This is a genomic window from Serratia nevei (genome assembly GCF_024160145.1).
In the GTDB taxonomy this organism is placed as follows: domain Bacteria; phylum Pseudomonadota; class Gammaproteobacteria; order Enterobacterales; family Enterobacteriaceae; genus Serratia; species Serratia nevei_A.
Genome location: NZ_JAMYWQ010000003.1, coordinates 116,265 through 130,763, shown reverse-complemented (window position 1 = coordinate 130,763; position 14,499 = coordinate 116,265). Strand labels below are relative to the sequence as shown.

The following is a 14,499-nucleotide window of genomic DNA, read 5'->3' as shown; positions in this document are numbered from 1 at the left end:
GATGGAAAAACAACCAATATTATTCCGGCGGGCAGGTTTCGCTGGACAGATGTCGCGGCGTTTCGCGGCGAAAGCCCAGGCCGATGATGCGGCCGAACAGGCGCGGCAGCCAGCGGCTGTTGCCGACGCGGGCGATCAGGCGCGAGCCGCCCGCCGCGCGGCGTTCGCCCGGCTTGCGTTGGCTCATTTTGATCTGCAAAAACTGGATGGCCCGGGTGGGGAATTCGCGCCGGCGCTGCACGTTCAGCAGATGCTTCAGCTGCAGCCGATGTTGGCGCAGCGGCGGGATCAGGGCGTTGGCGGCGGCCACCGCGTCCTGAATCGCCAGATTGACGCCCACGCCGCCGATCGGCGACATGGCGTGCGCGGCGTCGCCGATGCACAGCACACCCGGTTTGGCCCAGCGATCCAGACGATCGATGCGGATGCTCAGCAGCTTCACCTGATCCCACTCGACGATCTCCTGCAGGCGATCGTCCTGGAATGGCGCCACCTCGGCGAGGTGCAGCAAAAATTTCTCCAGGCCGCTGCGGCGGATCGCGTCGAAGCTGCCTTTATCGATCGAGTAGCCGCACTGCCAGTAGTCGCCGCGGTCGATCATGATGAAGTTCTGCTTCGGCCCGGTATGGCCCATCGACCAGGCCGGATCGCCCGGCTGCTTGCTGAGCTTCATCCACACTACGTCGCGCGGGGCGCCGAAGGAGCGGCTGCTGAGCGCCGCCTGCTCGCGCACCACCGAGTTGCGGCCGTCGGTGCCGATCACCAGCTGGCTGCGCACGCGGATTGGGCCCTCCGGCGTGTCGGCCAGCACGCCGCATACCTGGCCGCGGTCGTAGAGTAGCTGATGAACCTGCGTCGAGGTGAGCAGCCTGAAATGGGGGAATGCGGCGGCCTGCTGCGCCAAAAAGTTGAGGAACTCCCACTGCGGCATAAAGGCGATAAATTTGCAGCGCGTCGGCAGGCGGGTGAAATCCGCCAGCTTAATGTCGCGCCCGGCGACTTCGGCGTGCAGGGATTCGGCGCGCTGGTGCGGCAGCGTCAGCAGTTCGTCGAGCAGCCCCAGCTGGTGCATGACTTCCAGCGTCGACGGGTGAATGGTGTCACCGCGAAAATCGCGCAGGAAGTCGGCGTGCTTCTCCAGCACCGTCACGTCGATCCCCGCCCGCGCCAGCAGATAGCCGAGCATTAGCCCGGCTGGGCCGCCCCCCACGATGCAGCAGGTGGTGGCGTAAGGTGTGATCGGTGATGACGGCATGGCGGTTGACCCCGGAGAGCGGCCCGCATCCCGCGAACCGCAAATCAATGTTTAGTGTTGATAATGATTATCAATATCAAGTTTGGCTGTCAACCCGCGGCGCAGTGTGGTCAAAGGGGGCGGACAGATGGCCGACGCGGAACGGCGGGCTGTTTTGCGGCGGTTCGCGCCAGATATCCAGCCGCACTAACCGCCATGTCGTAATCGGCGGGCAGGGTGAAACGGTATTGCATCGCGAGCATAAGGATTCTCCGGAAAGACGTTGACCGGGAGAGCGTGACACGCCATCTTTATCAGTAAAATCGGTATTATTTTGATTGATGATTCAGAAAATCAGGATGGTCAGCATGGGGCGAATAACGTTCGATCTCGAGGATTTGCGCAGCTTTGTTACCGGCGTCGAACTGGGCAGCTTTGCCAAGGCCGCTGAACGGTTAGGGCGCTCGACTTCAGCGGTCAGCGCCCACCTGAAAAAGCTGGAACAGCAGGTCGGCGCGCCGATCCTGCGCAAGGCCGGGCGCGGCATGGTGATGACCGAGGCGGGGGAAACCCTGCTCGGCTACGCGCGCCGTCTGCTGGAGCTCAATGACGAAGCCGCCGCCGCGGTGCGCGGGTTGGATCTGCAGGGCACGGTGCGGCTGGGGCTGCAGGAGGATTTCGGCGAGACGTTTCTGCCGCAGGTATTGGGCAGCTTCGCGCGCGCCAATCCGAAGGTGCGCATCGAGGCGCGCATCGCCCGCAATGCCGAGCTGATCGACTGGGTGCTGAAAGGCCAGTTGGATCTGTCGCTGGCGTGGGATGGCGGTTTGAGCACGCCGTTTCATCAGGCGCTGGGGCAGCGGCAGCTGCACTGGATCGCCTCGCCCGGCTTGGCGCTGGCGCCGTGGCGGGAAGGGAATGAGCCGCTGCCGCTGGTGATGTTCGACGCGCCTTGCCTGATGCGCAGCGCGGCGACGCAGGCGCTGGATCGCGCCGGCATTCCCTGGCGCATCGCCTTTACCAGCCGCAGCCTGAATGGCGTGTGGGCGGCGGTGAGCGCCGGATTGGGCGTTACGGTGCGGGCCGCGGCCGGTTTGCCGCCTGGCCTGGTGCCGCTGGCACCCGATCTGCTGCCCGCTCTCGGCCAGCTCGGCGTGGTGCTGCACCGCGCCGAGGATCAGCCTTCCGCCGCCGTGCAGCGGCTGGCGCAGATCGTGGTCGAACGGATCGGCACTTAATCTTGGGCGATAGGCTGCTTGCCGCTCAGCTGGCCCCATTCGCTCCAGGCGCCGTCATACAGCTTGACCTGCGGCGCGCCGAGCGACAGCAGGCCGAACGCCAGCACCGCCGCCGTCACGCCGGAGCCGCAGCTGGTGATGATCGGCCCGTTGATGTCCACGCCCTTGTCGTTGAAGGTTTGGCGCAGCGCCTCCAGCGATTTGAAGCGGCCGTTCTCCAGCAGCTCGCCGTACGGAATGTTGATGCTGCCGGGAATATGACCGCGGTGCAGGCCGGGGCGCGGCTCCGGCGCTTCGGCATAAAAGCGCGGCGCGGCGCGCGCGTCGAGAATTTGCACCGGCGTGCCTAACGCCTGTTCCACTTGCCGCATATCCACCACCGCGTCGGCGTTGAACCGGGCGTTGAACGTCTGCGGCTCAGGCTGCGCCGGGCCGGTCTCCAGCGCTTGGCCCAGCGCGGTCCAGCCGTTCAGCCCTTCGTCCAGCACGTAAACATGCCGGGCGCCGAAATTGCGGAAGGTCCACCAGCCGCGCGGCGCGGAGAACTGGTTGCCCTCATCGTAAATCACCAGGGTATCGCGCTCGCTGATGCCCAGCTTGCCCACCGCCGCGCCAAACTCTGCCGCCGTCGGCAGCATGTGCGGCAGCGCGGTGTTTTGGTCCGCCACCTCGTCGATATCGAAATAGACCGCGCCAGGGATATGGCCGCGTTCGAACTCGGCAAGCATGTCTTTCTTCGGCGTCAGCCCGACCGGAGACATCCGGACGTCGATCACCGCCAGATTTTCATCGTTGATATGCTGCGCAAGCCATTGGGGAGTCACCAGAAACGGAGAGTTCATCGTCATTGTTCGCCTGTTGTGAAAACGGATTTTCACTATACACCAGGCCGCGCGGGGATGAAGTATGATGTTCAGTCAAAGAGGATGGGCGGGGAGCGGAGAAAATATGACGGATCAGGCGTTTGGCGGAGCCAAGATCGCGCTGCTGTGCGACGGTCGCTTGCTGGTTTACCAACGGGACGACAAGCCGGGCATTCCGTGGCCCGGCCTGTGGGATCTGCCCGGCGGCGGGCGGGAAAACGGCGAAACGCCGCTGCAGTGCGTGCAGCGGGAGACGCTGGAAGAATTCGGCGTGGCGATCGCCGAATGCCAGGTGACCTGGCGGCGGCGCTACGACGGCATCTTGCCCGGCTCCCCGCCGACCTGGTTTATGGCCGGCGAGATCGCCCCGGCGCAGATCGCTGCCATTTGCTTCGGCGATGAAGGCCAGCGCTGGCAGATGATGCCGGTGGCGCAGTTTATTCACCATCCGCAGGGCATCGAACATCTGCGCCGCCGGGTGGCGGAGTTTTTGCTTCAGTCCGTCTGAAGTTGCAGCACGCCGTTCGGCATCAGCCGCTGGATGGTGGCGCCGACCCGCAGCACCGCCTGTTCGATCTCCGCCGTCAGCTTAGGCGCATAGTTGATGCGCAGGCAGTTGCGGTATTTGCCGGCGGCGGAAAAGATGCTGCCGACGGCGATCTGCACGCCCTGCGGCTCGAGATGGCGGTTCAGCCGCAGGGTGTCGAACGCCTCGTCCAGTTCGATCCACAGCATAAAGCCGCCGCGTGGCCGGCTGACGCGGGTGCCGGCCGGGAAGTGCTTCAGGATAAGATCGGTCATGCGATCGCGGTTCTGCTGGTAGCGGGCACGCATGCGCCGCAGGTGCTGCAGATAGTGCCCGCCGCGGATAAATTCGGCGATCGCCAGCTGCGGCTGGGTGGCAGTGGCACCGGAGCCGATGAACTTCATGTGCAGCACCCGCTCCAGGTAGCGGCCGGGCGCGATCCAGCCCACCCGCAGCCCCGGCGCCAGCGTTTTGGAAAACGAGCTGCACAGCAGCACGCGGCCGTCTTCGTCGAACGACTTGATGGTGCGTGGCCGCGGGTAGTGATAGGCGATGTCGCCGTAGACGTCGTCCTCGATGATCGCCGCGTCGTGGCGCTGCGCCAGCGTCAGCAGCCGCAGTTTGTGGGCGTCGGGCATGATGTAGCCCAGCGGGTTATTGCAGTTGGGCGTCAGCAGGATGGCCTTGACCGGCCACTGTTCCAGCGCCATCTCCAGCGCGGCCAGGCTGACGCCGGTGAGCGGGTCGGTGGGGATTTCCAGCGCCTTGATACCCAGGCCCTTCAGCGTCTGCATGGTGCCGTGGAAGCAGGGCGAGTCGACCGCCACGATGTCGCCGGGTTGGCAAACGGCGCGCAGCCCGGCAGAGATCGCTTCCTGGCAGCCGGTGGTGATCAGCAACTGATCGGGGCCGATTTGGCAGCCGGAATCCAGCAGCAGACGAGCGACCTGTTCGCGCAGCGCGGCCACGCCCTGAATGCTGTCGTAGTACAGGCTGCGCAGGTCGCCGTGGCGGGCGGCGTTGCGCAGGGCGACGATCAGCGGTTTCATCGTCGGTTCAGCGATATCCGGCATGCCGCGCCCCAGCTGGATCAGGCCCTCGCGCGGCCGGCTGCGCACCAGCTCCAGCACCTGCTCCCATTGCGAAATGTCTACCGGCCGCTGCACCGGCGCCGTCATGGCGGGCAGCTCGGCCTGCGCGCGCTGCGTATGCACGAAGTAGCCCGACTTCGGCCGCGCTTCCACCAGGCGCTGTTCCTCCAGCAGCCGGTAGGCTTGCTGTACCGTACTGATGCTGACGCCGTGCTCCTGGCTCAGCGTGCGCACCGAAGGCAGGCGGTGGCCGGCCGGATACAGCCCTTGCTGAATGCGTTGGCTGAGAATGGCGGCCAGGGTGGCGTAGCGTGTCATACAGAGGCCTCTTATCAGGATGAAGAATTAAAAAACCGGTACAGATGCTTTCAAAGTAAACCATTCAGCGGTTTTTTTGGCACAGCTGTATGAAAAAAATAGCGCCAGCGTGAATCTGTATTGTTTTCCTCCCGGCGAGCATGATGACTGCAACGTGAAAACATCAGGGAGAATAACAATATGCCTCTGTTTGCTGGTACGCCGCGGCGGCGCTCGGTAGGGGGGTCACGCTGGCGTCTCTATCTGTTGCGACACAGAACGAGAAAGGAGCTGTTACTGCTGAACGACAGGCAGCTGGCGGACATCGGCTTGACGCAGACGGAAGCCCGGCGTGAAGGCTATAAACCGTTCTGGAGAGAATAAGGAAAGCAAATGCTGAAACTATTGGGCAAGGCTTCATCGATCAACGTGCGTAAGGTGCTGTGGACCTGCCAGGAGCTGGGGTTGCCGCTGGCGCGGGAGGACTGGGGCAGCGGCTTTCGCTCCACGCAGGAACCGGCGTTTCTGGCGCTGAACCCGAACGGCCTGGTGCCGGTGCTGATCGACGGCGAGCGGGTGCTGTGGGAGTCGAACACCATATGCCGCTATCTGGCGGGGCGGGAAGGGCGCTGCGATCTGCTGCCGCAGGAGCCCGGCGCGCGCGCGGCGGTGGAGATGTGGATGGACTGGCAGGCCACCGATCTGAACGGCGCCTGGCGCTATGTATTCATGTCGCGGGTGCGTGGGCATGCGGATTATCAGGATGCCGCCAGCCTGGCCGCCGCCGAGCGTGAGTGGAACCGGCTGATGGGGCTGCTGGACAGGCATTTGGCGCAGCACGGCCCTTATGCCGCCGGCGCCGCCTTCACGCTGGCGGACGTGGTGCTGGGGCTGTCGCTGAATCGCTGGCTGATGACGCCGTTCGAACGACCGGATTATGCGGCGCTGGCGGCCTATCAGCAGCGCCTGCTGCAACGCCCCGGCTACGTGCAGCACGGCGCCAACGGTTTACCGTGATATGAAATAAACGGTTCATTTTATCTCGTCCGGATACGGCAGGCCGTGTCTGGACTTTCTGCGTTGCATCATCCCGTCAACGTTTCATGAACGGCATCACGAATGTGAACTTTATTTTCCCGTGTGCTTGTTGTTGAAATTTATATTCCATATAAACCCGTTATCAGACGGCGCGTTTCATTGAGCTGCGCCTGGTTCTACGCAGGATTTTGATCACGGGAGAAAATGATGAAACAGGTACGCGTTGGGTTAATCGGCACCGGTTATATCGGGCGTTGTCACGCTATCGCCTATGCGCAGGCCCCCACGGTCTTTCCTCTGAAAGGGGAACTGGTGCTGGAGATGCTGGCGGAAGTGGCGCCCGAGCTGGCGGCGCAGCGCGCCAGCGAGTTCGGTTTTGCGCGCTCGACCGGCGATTGGCGGCAGCTGGTGGCCGATCCGGCGATCGACGTGGTGGACATCTGCGCGCCCAACTTCTTGCACAAAGAGATGGCGCTGGAGGCGATCCGCCACGGCAAGCACGTGTATTCGGAAAAGCCGCTGGCGCTGGACGCCGCCGACGCGGCGGAGATGGTGCAGGCCGCCCGCGCCAAGGGCGTGAAAACGCTGGTCGGTTTCAACTACATGAAGAACCCGACCAGCCAGCTGGCGCGCGAGATCATTGCCAACGGCGAAATCGGCGAGGTGGTGCATTTTTACGGCACCCACAATGAGGATTATCTGGCCGACCCGCGTACGCCGATCGACTGGCACTGCCGCCGCGCCAGCGCCGGGCTGGGCGCGCTGGGGGATCTGGCGGCGCATATCGTCAACATGGCCCACTACCTGGTGGGCGATGTCGTGGCGGTCTGTGGCGATATGCAGACCGTGATCAAACAGCGTCCTGACCCGCAAGATCCGGCGCGCCTGCTGCCGGTGGAAAACGAAGATCAGGCCAGCGCGCTGCTGCGTTTCGCCGGCGGGGCGATGGGCACTCTCGAAACCTCGCGCATCGCCTGTGGGCGTAAGATGGGGCTGACCTATGTGGTCACCGGCACCAAGGGCACGCTGAGCTATACCCAGGAACGGATGGCGGAGCTGAAGGTGTATCGGCACGATGAGCCGGCGGAGCGGCAGGGGTTCAAAACGCTGCTGGTGGGGCCGAAGCACCCGGACTACGCAGCGTTCTGCATCAGCGCCGGGCACGGCATCGGCTTTAACGATCAGAAGACGGTGGAGATCCGCGATCTGGTCAACGGCATCGCCGCGGGCGATCGCATGTGGCCGGACTTTGAAGAAGGCTGGAAGGTATCTTGCGTGCTGGATGCGATAGCCGCCTCCGCCGAGCAGCGGCGCTGGCTGGAGATCAACCGCGATTGAAAATGAAATGGCGCTCTCCCGTGGACAGCGCCATTAGGCTGTTATGTTGTTAACTTAATATCTTATTAAGCTAGTTGCATAATAAGTTGCTGACCTGGCAACTTAGAACGAGAAGCACGAACAGCCGAACGCGCCCCAGAAGGCATTCTCGTCCGACACTGGGATGCTGGAACGGCGCGCAATGTCATGCTGATGCGCGTGTACACCGCACGGGCCACAGCATTGGTGCGCCTGGCTCAGCACGCCGACTTTGGCCGCCGCCGACGGCGGCGCGGAGCGGTAGTGGCCCGGCACCCGGGTGACCGGCGACCACTCCGGCAGCACCGGCAGCGGCGGCGGCGCCAGCGGCGAGAAGCTGCCGGCGGCGTAGACCACCTTGCCGTCCACCACCGTCATTACCGACTCGATGCCTTTGATCTGCTCTTCCGGCACGCTGAAATAGTCCTGCGACAACACTGCCACATCCGCCAGCTGGCCGACCTTGATCTGGCCTTTTTTGCCCTGTTCGGTGGAGAACCAGGCGCTGCCTTGCGTCCACAGCATCAGCGCCGTTTCGCGATCCAGCCGGGCGCTGTCGTCGTACATCGCCATGCCGCCGACGGTGCGGCCGGAAACCAGCCAGTACAGCGCCGTCCACGGGTTGTAGCTGGCGACGCGGGTGGCGTCGGTGCCCAGCCCGACCGGCAGCTCGGCCGCCAGCATTTTCGCCACCGGCGGCGTATGTTTGGTGGCTTCGATGCCGTAGCGGTCGGCGAAATATTCGCCCTGGAACGCCATGCGGTGCTGCACCGCAATGCCGCCGCCCAATGCCTTGACCCGCTCGATATTGCGCTCGGTAATGGTTTCGGCGTGGTCGAACAGCCAGTGCAGCCCGTTGAACGGAATGTCGCGGTTCACCTTCTCGAACACGTCCAGCATGCGGCTGATGGACTCGTCATAGGTGGCGTGCAGGCGGAACGGCCAGCGGTGCTCGACCAGATGGCGCACCACCCGCTCCAGCTCGTCTTCGGTACCCGGCGGCAGATCCGGGCGCGGCTGCAGGAAGTCTTCGAAGTCGGCGGCGGAGAACACCAGCATCTCGCCGGCGCCGTTGTGGCGATAGAAGTCGGTACCCTGACCCGGCTTGAGCATGTCGGTCCACAGCTCGAAGTCTTCCAGCTCCTGCTTCGGCCGCTGGGTGAACAGGTTATAGGCGATGCGGATGGTCAGCTGCTTTTTCTCGTGCAGCTCGGCGATCACCTGATAATCCTCCGGGTAGTTCTGGAAGCCGCCGCCGGCATCGATGGCGCTGGTGAGGCCCAGACGGTTCAGCTCGCGCATAAACTGGCGGGTGGAATTGACCTGCTGTTCCAGCGGCAGCTTCGGCCCTTTCGCCAGCGTGGCGTACAGGATCATGGCGTTGGGCTTGGCGATCAGCATGCCGGTCGGGTTGCCGTTGGCGTCGCGCTGGATCTCGCCGCCCGGCGGGTTCGGCGTGTCTTTGGTGTAGCCGACCACCTTCAGCGCCGCGCGGTTGAGCAGCGCGCGATCGTAGAGGTGCAGAATAAACACCGGCGTGTCCGGCGCCGCCTGGTTGATCTCGTCCAGCGTCGGCATGCGGCGTTCGGCGAACTGGAATTCGGTCCAGCCGCCGACCACCCGTACCCACTGCGGGTTTGGCGTGCGCAGCGCCTGCTCTTTCAACATGCGCAGGGCGTCGGCCAGCGAAGGCACGCCTTCCCAGCGCAGCTCCAGGTTATAGTTCAGGCCGCCGCGGATCAGGTGCAGGTGCGAGTCGTTCAGGCCTGGAATAGCGGTGTGGCCATGCAGGTCGATCACCTGGGTTTCCGGCCCGGCGTGCTGCATGACTTCGCTTTCGCTACCGACCGCCAGAAACTTGCCGTCGCGGATGGCGACCGCCTGTGCGGTGGGATTTTGGCGATCGACGGTGTGAAACTTGCCGTTGGTGATGATCAATGAAGCGTGGTGGTTCATAACATTCTCCCGGCGAACCGCCTAGCGGCGGGTCAGCCATTGATGAAAAACGCGAGTCACGATGGGCATCCACAGGTACACCACCAGGGCGACCACGGTGGCGTCATTGAGAAAATGGCCGAGCAGCGTGCCGTCCAGCTGCGGCAGCACCAACCCCCAAAACCAGGGCACCAGATTGGTGGAAGGGAAAATCACCAGCAGGGTGATGATGAACTGCTTCCACTGGGGCGGCTGGCGCACGCCGGGGTTGGGCGGGGTAAACCAGAACTCCGCGCCGGGGCGGATCTCGATATGGTCGCTCTCCAGCAGCAGCGGGGTGACTTCTTCGATGTATTGCTTGCGCAGCGGCGAGTGGATCCAGCGGTACAGGTTGTCGAGGTTGTCGAAGCGGACCAACACCGTATAGGCCTGTTCGTCGCCGGAAGGGCGGATGACGTTGACGCCCAAATGGCCGGTGAAGCCCGCGGCGTCGGGCATGATGCGGTTCAGCCAGGCCTCATAGGCCTGCTCGTTCCCCGGCGCCAAACGGTGGGTGATCACCAGCGTGACATGCTGCGGATGGGCCATAAAACCGACTCCTGAAAATACCCCGGCGCAGGGCCGGGGCAAGGGGATTATTTCACCGTGCGAGCCGGTGCGTGGTGCACCATGGTGTAAGCGTAGTCGACGCCCATGCCGTACGCGCCGCTGTGTTCGCGCACCAGCGCCATCACCGCGTCGTAGGTATCTTTGCGCGCCCAGTCGCGCTGGTACTCCAGCAGCACCTGCTGCCAGGTCACCGGCACGGCGCCGGCCTGCACCATGCGGTCGATCGAACGCTCGTGCGCATCGACGGAGGTGCCGCCGGAGGTGTCGGTCACCACATACACTTCATAGCCGGCTTCCAGCGCCATCAGCGCCGGGAAGGTCAGACACACTTCGGTCCACAGCGCGGAAATCACCAGCTTTTTGCGGCCGGTGGCTTCCACGGCTTTAACGAAGGCCGCGTCTTCCCAGGAGTTCATCGAGGTGCGTTCAATCGGGGTGATTTCAGGGTGTACCGCCAGCAATTCCGGCCAGATATAGCCGCTGAAGCTTTCGGTTTCTACCGAGGTGAAAAGGGTGGGGACGTTGAAAATCTTGCCCGCCTTCGCCAGGCCGACAACGTTGTTTTTCAGTTGCTGACGATCAATATTAGCCACGCCGAAGGCCATTTGTGGTTGATGATCGATAAAAATCAGTGCGGAGTTGTCTTTATCAAGCAGTTGAAACTTGGACATAATTTACCTTCCCAGTGATATTTCGGTTGAACATCTGATGAGTGTAACGCCGATAAAACGCATGGTAGGCAGAGGGCGATTTCAAAGATACCGCAGAATTTTTGCCGACTTGTTGAGTTTTTTTATACACGGGAGAAAGCATGAGATTAAACCTGGAAGCGCTGCTGATTTTGGACGCGCTGGACCGGCACGGATCTTTCGCCGCCGCGGCCGCCGCACTGTTTAAAACCCCTTCGGCACTCAGCTATATGGTGCAAAAGCTGGAGAACGATCTCGACATCACCCTGCTGGACCGTTCCGGCCATCGGGCGAAGTTCACCGATACCGGCAAGCTGATGCTGGAAAAAGGCCGGGTGCTGCTGCGGGCGGCGCAGGATCTGGAGCAGCAGGCGCGCTACGTGGAGAACGGATGGGAAAGTGAGATCACGCTCGGCATCGACGCCTCCTTCCCGTTTGCCCGCCTGTTGCCGCTGATCGACGAGTTCTATCGGCAGCATCATCATACCCGGCTGCGTTTCAGCCACGAGGTGCTGGCCGGCTCCTGGGAATCGCTGGTGTATGGCTGCGCCGACATTATCATCGGTGCCATCTGCGAGCCGCCATCGCGGGTAGGTTATGCGTTCAGCCGGCTGGGGCAGCTGGATTACGTGTTCGCCGTCGCGCCGCAGCATCCGCTGGCGACGTTACCGGAACCGTTGCCGAAGGACGAAATCCGTCAGCACCGGGCGGTGGTGGTGCGCGACACCTCGCGCGTCAACGCGCCGCAGAGCCTGAACCTGCTCGAAGAGCAGGATACGCTGACGGTCTACGGTTTCGACGCCAAACTTCAGGCGCAGTTGGCCGGGTTGGGCTGCGGCTATCTGCCGCGTTCTCTGGCGGAACCTTACCTGAACAGCGGCGAACTGGTGGCGAAACGCGTTGAGTCAGAGCGCTGCAGCGACGTTGCCTATTTCGGCTGGCGGGAAAGCGCCAGCGGCTTGGCGGCCAAGTGGTGGCGTGAGCGATTGCAGCGCTACGCGGATGACGGCGAGGCTTACCCGGCGGCGCAGTAAGGGCCGCGCGATAAGGATGACTCCCCCCAATAAGGACATAGGGAATGAAAAAGACACTAAGCCTGTTGGCGTTGCTGCTGCTGAGCGGCTGCGGCGCCGGGCGTCAGGCCGGCATCCCGTTGCCGGGGCCGCAGGCCGAGGCGCTGGCCACGGCGCCGCTCAGCTATCCGGTGCGGGTGCATAACGCGGTGAGCCGCGAGCTGCGTTTGCCGGAGCGCGCGCGCGGCCAACGTTGCGCCATCAGCATTCGGCTGCGGCCGGACGGCAAGCTGGCGAGCAGCAAGATCGTGAGGGGCGACGCGCCCCTGTGCGCAGCGGCGAGCGCGGCGGTGCAGCATGCGCAGTTCCCGCCGATGGCCAACGCCACCGAGTACGCGCTGTTCAACGCCGTGGTGCTTGATTTCGTTCCCTGAAGGGAAGGTCATCGACGGGCCGCCTGCGTGGCCCGTTTTTTCGCTTTTACGGGTACGCAACCCGCTGAATTTTCACTTAGCTTTGCCATTTTCGTTATTTTGAACGCCGCCACGGCTCACGGATACTGGGAGAAAATCTCTCACCGCGAGCCGCAGCATGTCCCACGCCCACTATTTGCACCCCGAACAGCGCGAACGAATCAGGCAGCTTTATCGGCGCCGACATTGGCGAATGGAATTGCCCACCTGGGGGATCATGGCGGCGGTGTACGGCGGCTGGTTCGGCGTAGTGCTGGGGTGGCAAACGCTGGGCCCGTGGCTGGGCGCGCCGCTGCTGATCCTGCTGACCACCTGGTATATGTCGTTGCAACACGAGCTGATCCACGGCCATCCGACGCGCTGGCCGCGCGTCAATCAGCTGTTCGGCCTGTTGCCGCTGGCGGTGTGGTATCCCTACGGGCTGTATCGCGATTCGCATCTGCGCCACCATCGCAACGACCACCTGACCGATCCGCACGAAGATCCCGAAAGCTATTACTTCAGCGCCGCGCAGTGGCGGCGCTATCCTCGCCTGTTGCCGCTGCTGGCCGCCGTGCGCAATACGCTGATCGGCCGGCTGTTCCTCGGCCCGGCGCTGGATATCGCCGCGACCCTGGCCGGGGCGGTGAAAGCGCTCATCTCGGGGGAGTGGCGTGCCTGGGGCATGTGGGGAGTGCACCTGTCGCTGTTGGCGATGCTGCTGTACTGGCTGCAGGCACAGGGTATCGGCATGGCGTTTTACCTGCTGGCCATCAGCTACCCGGCGCTGGCGCTGACCAAGGTGAGATCGTTTTTTGAGCATCGCGCCGTGGACGCACCGCAGGCACGATCTATTATTAATGAGGCGGGCTGGCCGTGGCGGCTGCTGTTTCTCAATCTGAACTACCATTTAGTGCACCACGATCTGCCCGGCCTGCCCTGGTATGGTTTGCGCGAAATCTATCTGGCGGAGCGTGAGGCGTATCAGCGGCGCAGCCAGGGATTTGTCGCGCAGGGCTACGGCGAGTGGCTGCGCGATTACGCCCTGACGCCGATCGACGTTGGCGTGCATCCGTTGCGCGCCGGTGAACCGCAGGGAGAAGGCGATGCCCTGCCGACGGAAAAATTTATTGCGCGCTGGAAGCGCGTTTCTCAGGATTTTCCAACCTAACCGGTCCATGAGCCGGAAAACGTATAACCAGAGGAAAAGTATGGCAATCACCTTATCACGCGGACGTTCCTTTGCCGTCGCGCTGGCCCTGCTGGCCACCGGCGGTCTGGCGCAGGCGGCCGACTCGGTGCGAGTCGGCTCCAAGATCGATACCGAAGGTTCGCTGCTCGGCAACCTCATCGTGCAGGTGCTGGAAGCCAACGGCATCAAGACCACCAACAAGCTGCAGCTCGGTACCACCAAGGTGCTGCGCGGGGCTATCACCTCCGGCGAGATCGACATCTATCCGGAATACACCGGCAACGGCGCGTTTTTCTTCTCCGATGAGAAAGATCCGGCGTGGAAGAAGGCCCAGGCCGGCTTCGAGAAGGTGAAGCAGCTCGACTACGACAAAAACAAAATCGTCTGGCTGGATGCGGCGCCGGCCAACAACACCTGGACCATCGCCATTCGTCAGGACGTGGCGCAGGCCAACCATCTGAAAACGCTGGCGGATCTCGGCAAGTGGATCAACGGCGGCGGCAAGTTCAAGCTGGCGGCCTCGGCGGAATTTATCGAGCGGCCGGATGCGCTGCCGGCGTTCCAGAACGCCTACGGTTTCAAACTGAATCAGGATCAGCTGCTGTCCCTGGCCGGCGGTGACACGGCGGTGACCATCAAGGCGGCGGCGGAGCAGACCTCCGGCGTCAACGCGGCGATGGCCTACGGCACCGATGGACCGGTGGCGGCACTGGGGCTGCAGACGCTGGCGGACCCGAAAGGCGTACAGCCGATCTACGCACCGGCGCCGATCGTGCGCGAAGCGGCGCTGAAGGCGCACGCCAATCTGCCTGAGCTGCTGAAGCCGGTATTCGCCTCGCTGGACGGGCCGACGCTGCAAAAACTCAACGCGCAGATCGCCGTAGAAGGCCAGGACGCCAAACAGGTGGCGGCCGCTTACCTGAAAGAGAAAGGGTTTGTTAAGGGATAATGCCGAGGTGCCCCCTC

The 14,499-nt window shown here is 63.3% G+C and carries 15 protein-coding genes and 1 pseudogene; 9 read left to right on the top strand and 7 right to left on the bottom strand.

The features are described 5' to 3' along the window. Nucleotides 1-19: 19 nt before the first annotated feature. Entirely contained in the window at nt 20-1,255 is a 1,236-nt protein-coding gene (locus M6G53_RS04080) for an FAD-dependent oxidoreductase (protein ID WP_253329143.1), read from the bottom strand. Between the two features lie 76 nt (nt 1,256-1,331). Continuing rightward, a pseudogene (locus tag M6G53_RS25570) lies at nt 1,332-1,451 on the bottom strand (DUF4865 family protein); the annotation flags it as partial. Nucleotides 1,452-1,602: 151 nt separating this feature from the next. Here M6G53_RS25570 and M6G53_RS04075 point away from each other — a divergent pair. Continuing rightward, nucleotides 1,603-2,472 (top strand): LysR substrate-binding domain-containing protein, encoded by an 870-nt coding sequence (locus tag M6G53_RS04075; RefSeq protein ID WP_253329141.1) that lies wholly within the window; start codon nt 1,603-1,605, stop codon nt 2,470-2,472. Here the strand turns inward: M6G53_RS04075 and sseA are convergent. Further along, nucleotides 2,469-3,314: a 3-mercaptopyruvate sulfurtransferase gene (sseA, locus tag M6G53_RS04070; protein ID WP_253329356.1), complete on the bottom strand. Its 846-nt coding sequence runs from the start codon at nt 3,312-3,314 to the stop codon at nt 2,469-2,471. The genes M6G53_RS04075 and sseA overlap by 4 nt on opposite strands. A 106-nt stretch (nt 3,315-3,420) precedes the next feature. On the opposite strand from sseA, the gene M6G53_RS04065 reads away from it, so the two are divergent. Continuing rightward, entirely contained in the window at nt 3,421-3,843 is a 423-nt protein-coding gene (locus M6G53_RS04065; protein WP_253329139.1) for an NUDIX hydrolase, read from the top strand. On the opposite strand, the gene M6G53_RS04060 is transcribed toward M6G53_RS04065, so the two are convergent. After that, nucleotides 3,831-5,270, bottom strand: coding sequence for an aminotransferase-like domain-containing protein (locus M6G53_RS04060; protein WP_253329137.1), 1,440 nt, complete (start codon nt 5,268-5,270; stop codon nt 3,831-3,833). The genes M6G53_RS04065 and M6G53_RS04060 overlap by 13 nt on opposite strands. A 180-nt stretch (nt 5,271-5,450) precedes the next feature. Here M6G53_RS04060 and M6G53_RS04055 point away from each other — a divergent pair, with 180 nt between their 5' ends. From M6G53_RS04055 to M6G53_RS04045, 3 genes are all read left to right on the top strand, one after another. Beyond that, nucleotides 5,451-5,633 carry a DUF1127 domain-containing protein gene (locus tag M6G53_RS04055; protein ID WP_253329135.1) on the top strand — a complete coding sequence of 61 codons (183 nt, stop codon included), beginning with the start codon at nt 5,451-5,453 and terminating at the stop codon, nt 5,631-5,633. A 9-nt stretch (nt 5,634-5,642) separates the two neighbouring features. Then, nucleotides 5,643-6,266 carry a glutathione S-transferase family protein gene (locus tag M6G53_RS04050; protein ID WP_253329133.1) on the top strand — a complete coding sequence of 208 codons (624 nt, stop codon included), beginning with the start codon at nt 5,643-5,645 and terminating at the stop codon, nt 6,264-6,266. A gap of 228 nt (nt 6,267-6,494) precedes the next feature. Continuing rightward, entirely contained in the window at nt 6,495-7,625 is a 1,131-nt protein-coding gene (locus M6G53_RS04045; protein ID WP_253329131.1) for a Gfo/Idh/MocA family protein, read from the top strand. Between the two features lie 102 nt (nt 7,626-7,727). Here M6G53_RS04045 and M6G53_RS04040 read toward each other — a convergent pair whose 3' ends face one another. Genes M6G53_RS04040 through M6G53_RS04030 form a run of 3 tightly spaced genes read right to left on the bottom strand, consistent with a single transcriptional unit; the run spans nt 7,728 to nt 10,858 of the window. Next, nucleotides 7,728-9,599, bottom strand: coding sequence for an amidohydrolase (locus tag M6G53_RS04040; RefSeq protein WP_253329129.1), 1,872 nt, complete (start codon nt 9,597-9,599; stop codon nt 7,728-7,730). Between the two features lie 21 nt (nt 9,600-9,620). After that, nucleotides 9,621-10,166: an antibiotic biosynthesis monooxygenase gene (locus tag M6G53_RS04035; protein ID WP_038880135.1), complete on the bottom strand. Its 546-nt coding sequence runs from the start codon at nt 10,164-10,166 to the stop codon at nt 9,621-9,623. 47 nt (nt 10,167-10,213) lie between these two features. Then, complete coding sequence (locus M6G53_RS04030; RefSeq protein WP_004939390.1) at nt 10,214-10,858, bottom strand: hydrolase; 645 nt, start codon at nt 10,856-10,858, stop codon at nt 10,214-10,216. Nucleotides 10,859-10,998: 140 nt separating this feature from the next. Here M6G53_RS04030 and M6G53_RS04025 point away from each other — a divergent pair, with 140 nt between their 5' ends. The 4 genes from M6G53_RS04025 to osmF all read left to right on the top strand — a co-directional run bounded on the left by M6G53_RS04025 (nt 10,999) and on the right by osmF (nt 14,482). Then, a complete protein-coding gene (locus M6G53_RS04025; protein WP_253329127.1) occupies nt 10,999-11,910 on the top strand; it encodes a LysR substrate-binding domain-containing protein in 912 nt (303 codons plus the stop codon). 44 nt (nt 11,911-11,954) lie between these two features. After that, entirely contained in the window at nt 11,955-12,323 is a 369-nt protein-coding gene (locus M6G53_RS04020) for a cell envelope integrity TolA C-terminal domain-containing protein (RefSeq protein WP_253329125.1), read from the top strand. A 157-nt stretch (nt 12,324-12,480) separates the two neighbouring features. Further along, nucleotides 12,481-13,512 (top strand): fatty acid desaturase, encoded by a 1,032-nt coding sequence (locus M6G53_RS04015; protein ID WP_253329123.1) that lies wholly within the window; start codon nt 12,481-12,483, stop codon nt 13,510-13,512. A gap of 40 nt (nt 13,513-13,552) precedes the next feature. After that, nucleotides 13,553-14,482, top strand: a complete 930-nt coding sequence (gene osmF, locus M6G53_RS04010; RefSeq protein ID WP_253329121.1) for a glycine betaine ABC transporter substrate-binding protein OsmF — start codon at nt 13,553-13,555, stop codon at nt 14,480-14,482. Nucleotides 14,483-14,499: the final 17 nt, after the last annotated feature.

Excerpts from the sequence above, each read along its gene's own strand:
- M6G53_RS04080 (WP_253329143.1), bottom strand. The coding sequence starts at position 1,255 with ATGCCGTCATCACCGATCACACCTTACGCCACCACCTGCTGCATCGTG.
- M6G53_RS04055 (WP_253329135.1), top strand. The coding sequence starts at position 5,451 with ATGCCTCTGTTTGCTGGTACGCCGCGGCGGCGCTCGGTAGGGGGGTCA.
- M6G53_RS04075 (WP_253329141.1), top strand. The coding sequence starts at position 1,603 with ATGGGGCGAATAACGTTCGATCTCGAGGATTTGCGCAGCTTTGTTACC.
- M6G53_RS04045 (WP_253329131.1), top strand. The coding sequence starts at position 6,495 with ATGAAACAGGTACGCGTTGGGTTAATCGGCACCGGTTATATCGGGCGT.
- M6G53_RS04040 (WP_253329129.1), bottom strand. The coding sequence starts at position 9,599 with ATGAACCACCACGCTTCATTGATCATCACCAACGGCAAGTTTCACACC.
- M6G53_RS04065 (WP_253329139.1), top strand. The coding sequence starts at position 3,421 with ATGACGGATCAGGCGTTTGGCGGAGCCAAGATCGCGCTGCTGTGCGAC.
- M6G53_RS04035 (WP_038880135.1), bottom strand. The coding sequence starts at position 10,166 with ATGGCCCATCCGCAGCATGTCACGCTGGTGATCACCCACCGTTTGGCG.
- osmF (WP_253329121.1), top strand. The coding sequence starts at position 13,553 with ATGGCAATCACCTTATCACGCGGACGTTCCTTTGCCGTCGCGCTGGCC.
- M6G53_RS04050 (WP_253329133.1), top strand. The coding sequence starts at position 5,643 with ATGCTGAAACTATTGGGCAAGGCTTCATCGATCAACGTGCGTAAGGTG.
- M6G53_RS04025 (WP_253329127.1), top strand. The coding sequence starts at position 10,999 with ATGAGATTAAACCTGGAAGCGCTGCTGATTTTGGACGCGCTGGACCGG.
- M6G53_RS04020 (WP_253329125.1), top strand. The coding sequence starts at position 11,955 with ATGAAAAAGACACTAAGCCTGTTGGCGTTGCTGCTGCTGAGCGGCTGC.
- M6G53_RS04060 (WP_253329137.1), bottom strand. The coding sequence starts at position 5,270 with ATGACACGCTACGCCACCCTGGCCGCCATTCTCAGCCAACGCATTCAG.
- M6G53_RS04015 (WP_253329123.1), top strand. The coding sequence starts at position 12,481 with ATGTCCCACGCCCACTATTTGCACCCCGAACAGCGCGAACGAATCAGG.
- sseA (WP_253329356.1), bottom strand. The coding sequence starts at position 3,314 with ATGAACTCTCCGTTTCTGGTGACTCCCCAATGGCTTGCGCAGCATATC.
- M6G53_RS04030 (WP_004939390.1), bottom strand. The coding sequence starts at position 10,858 with ATGTCCAAGTTTCAACTGCTTGATAAAGACAACTCCGCACTGATTTTT.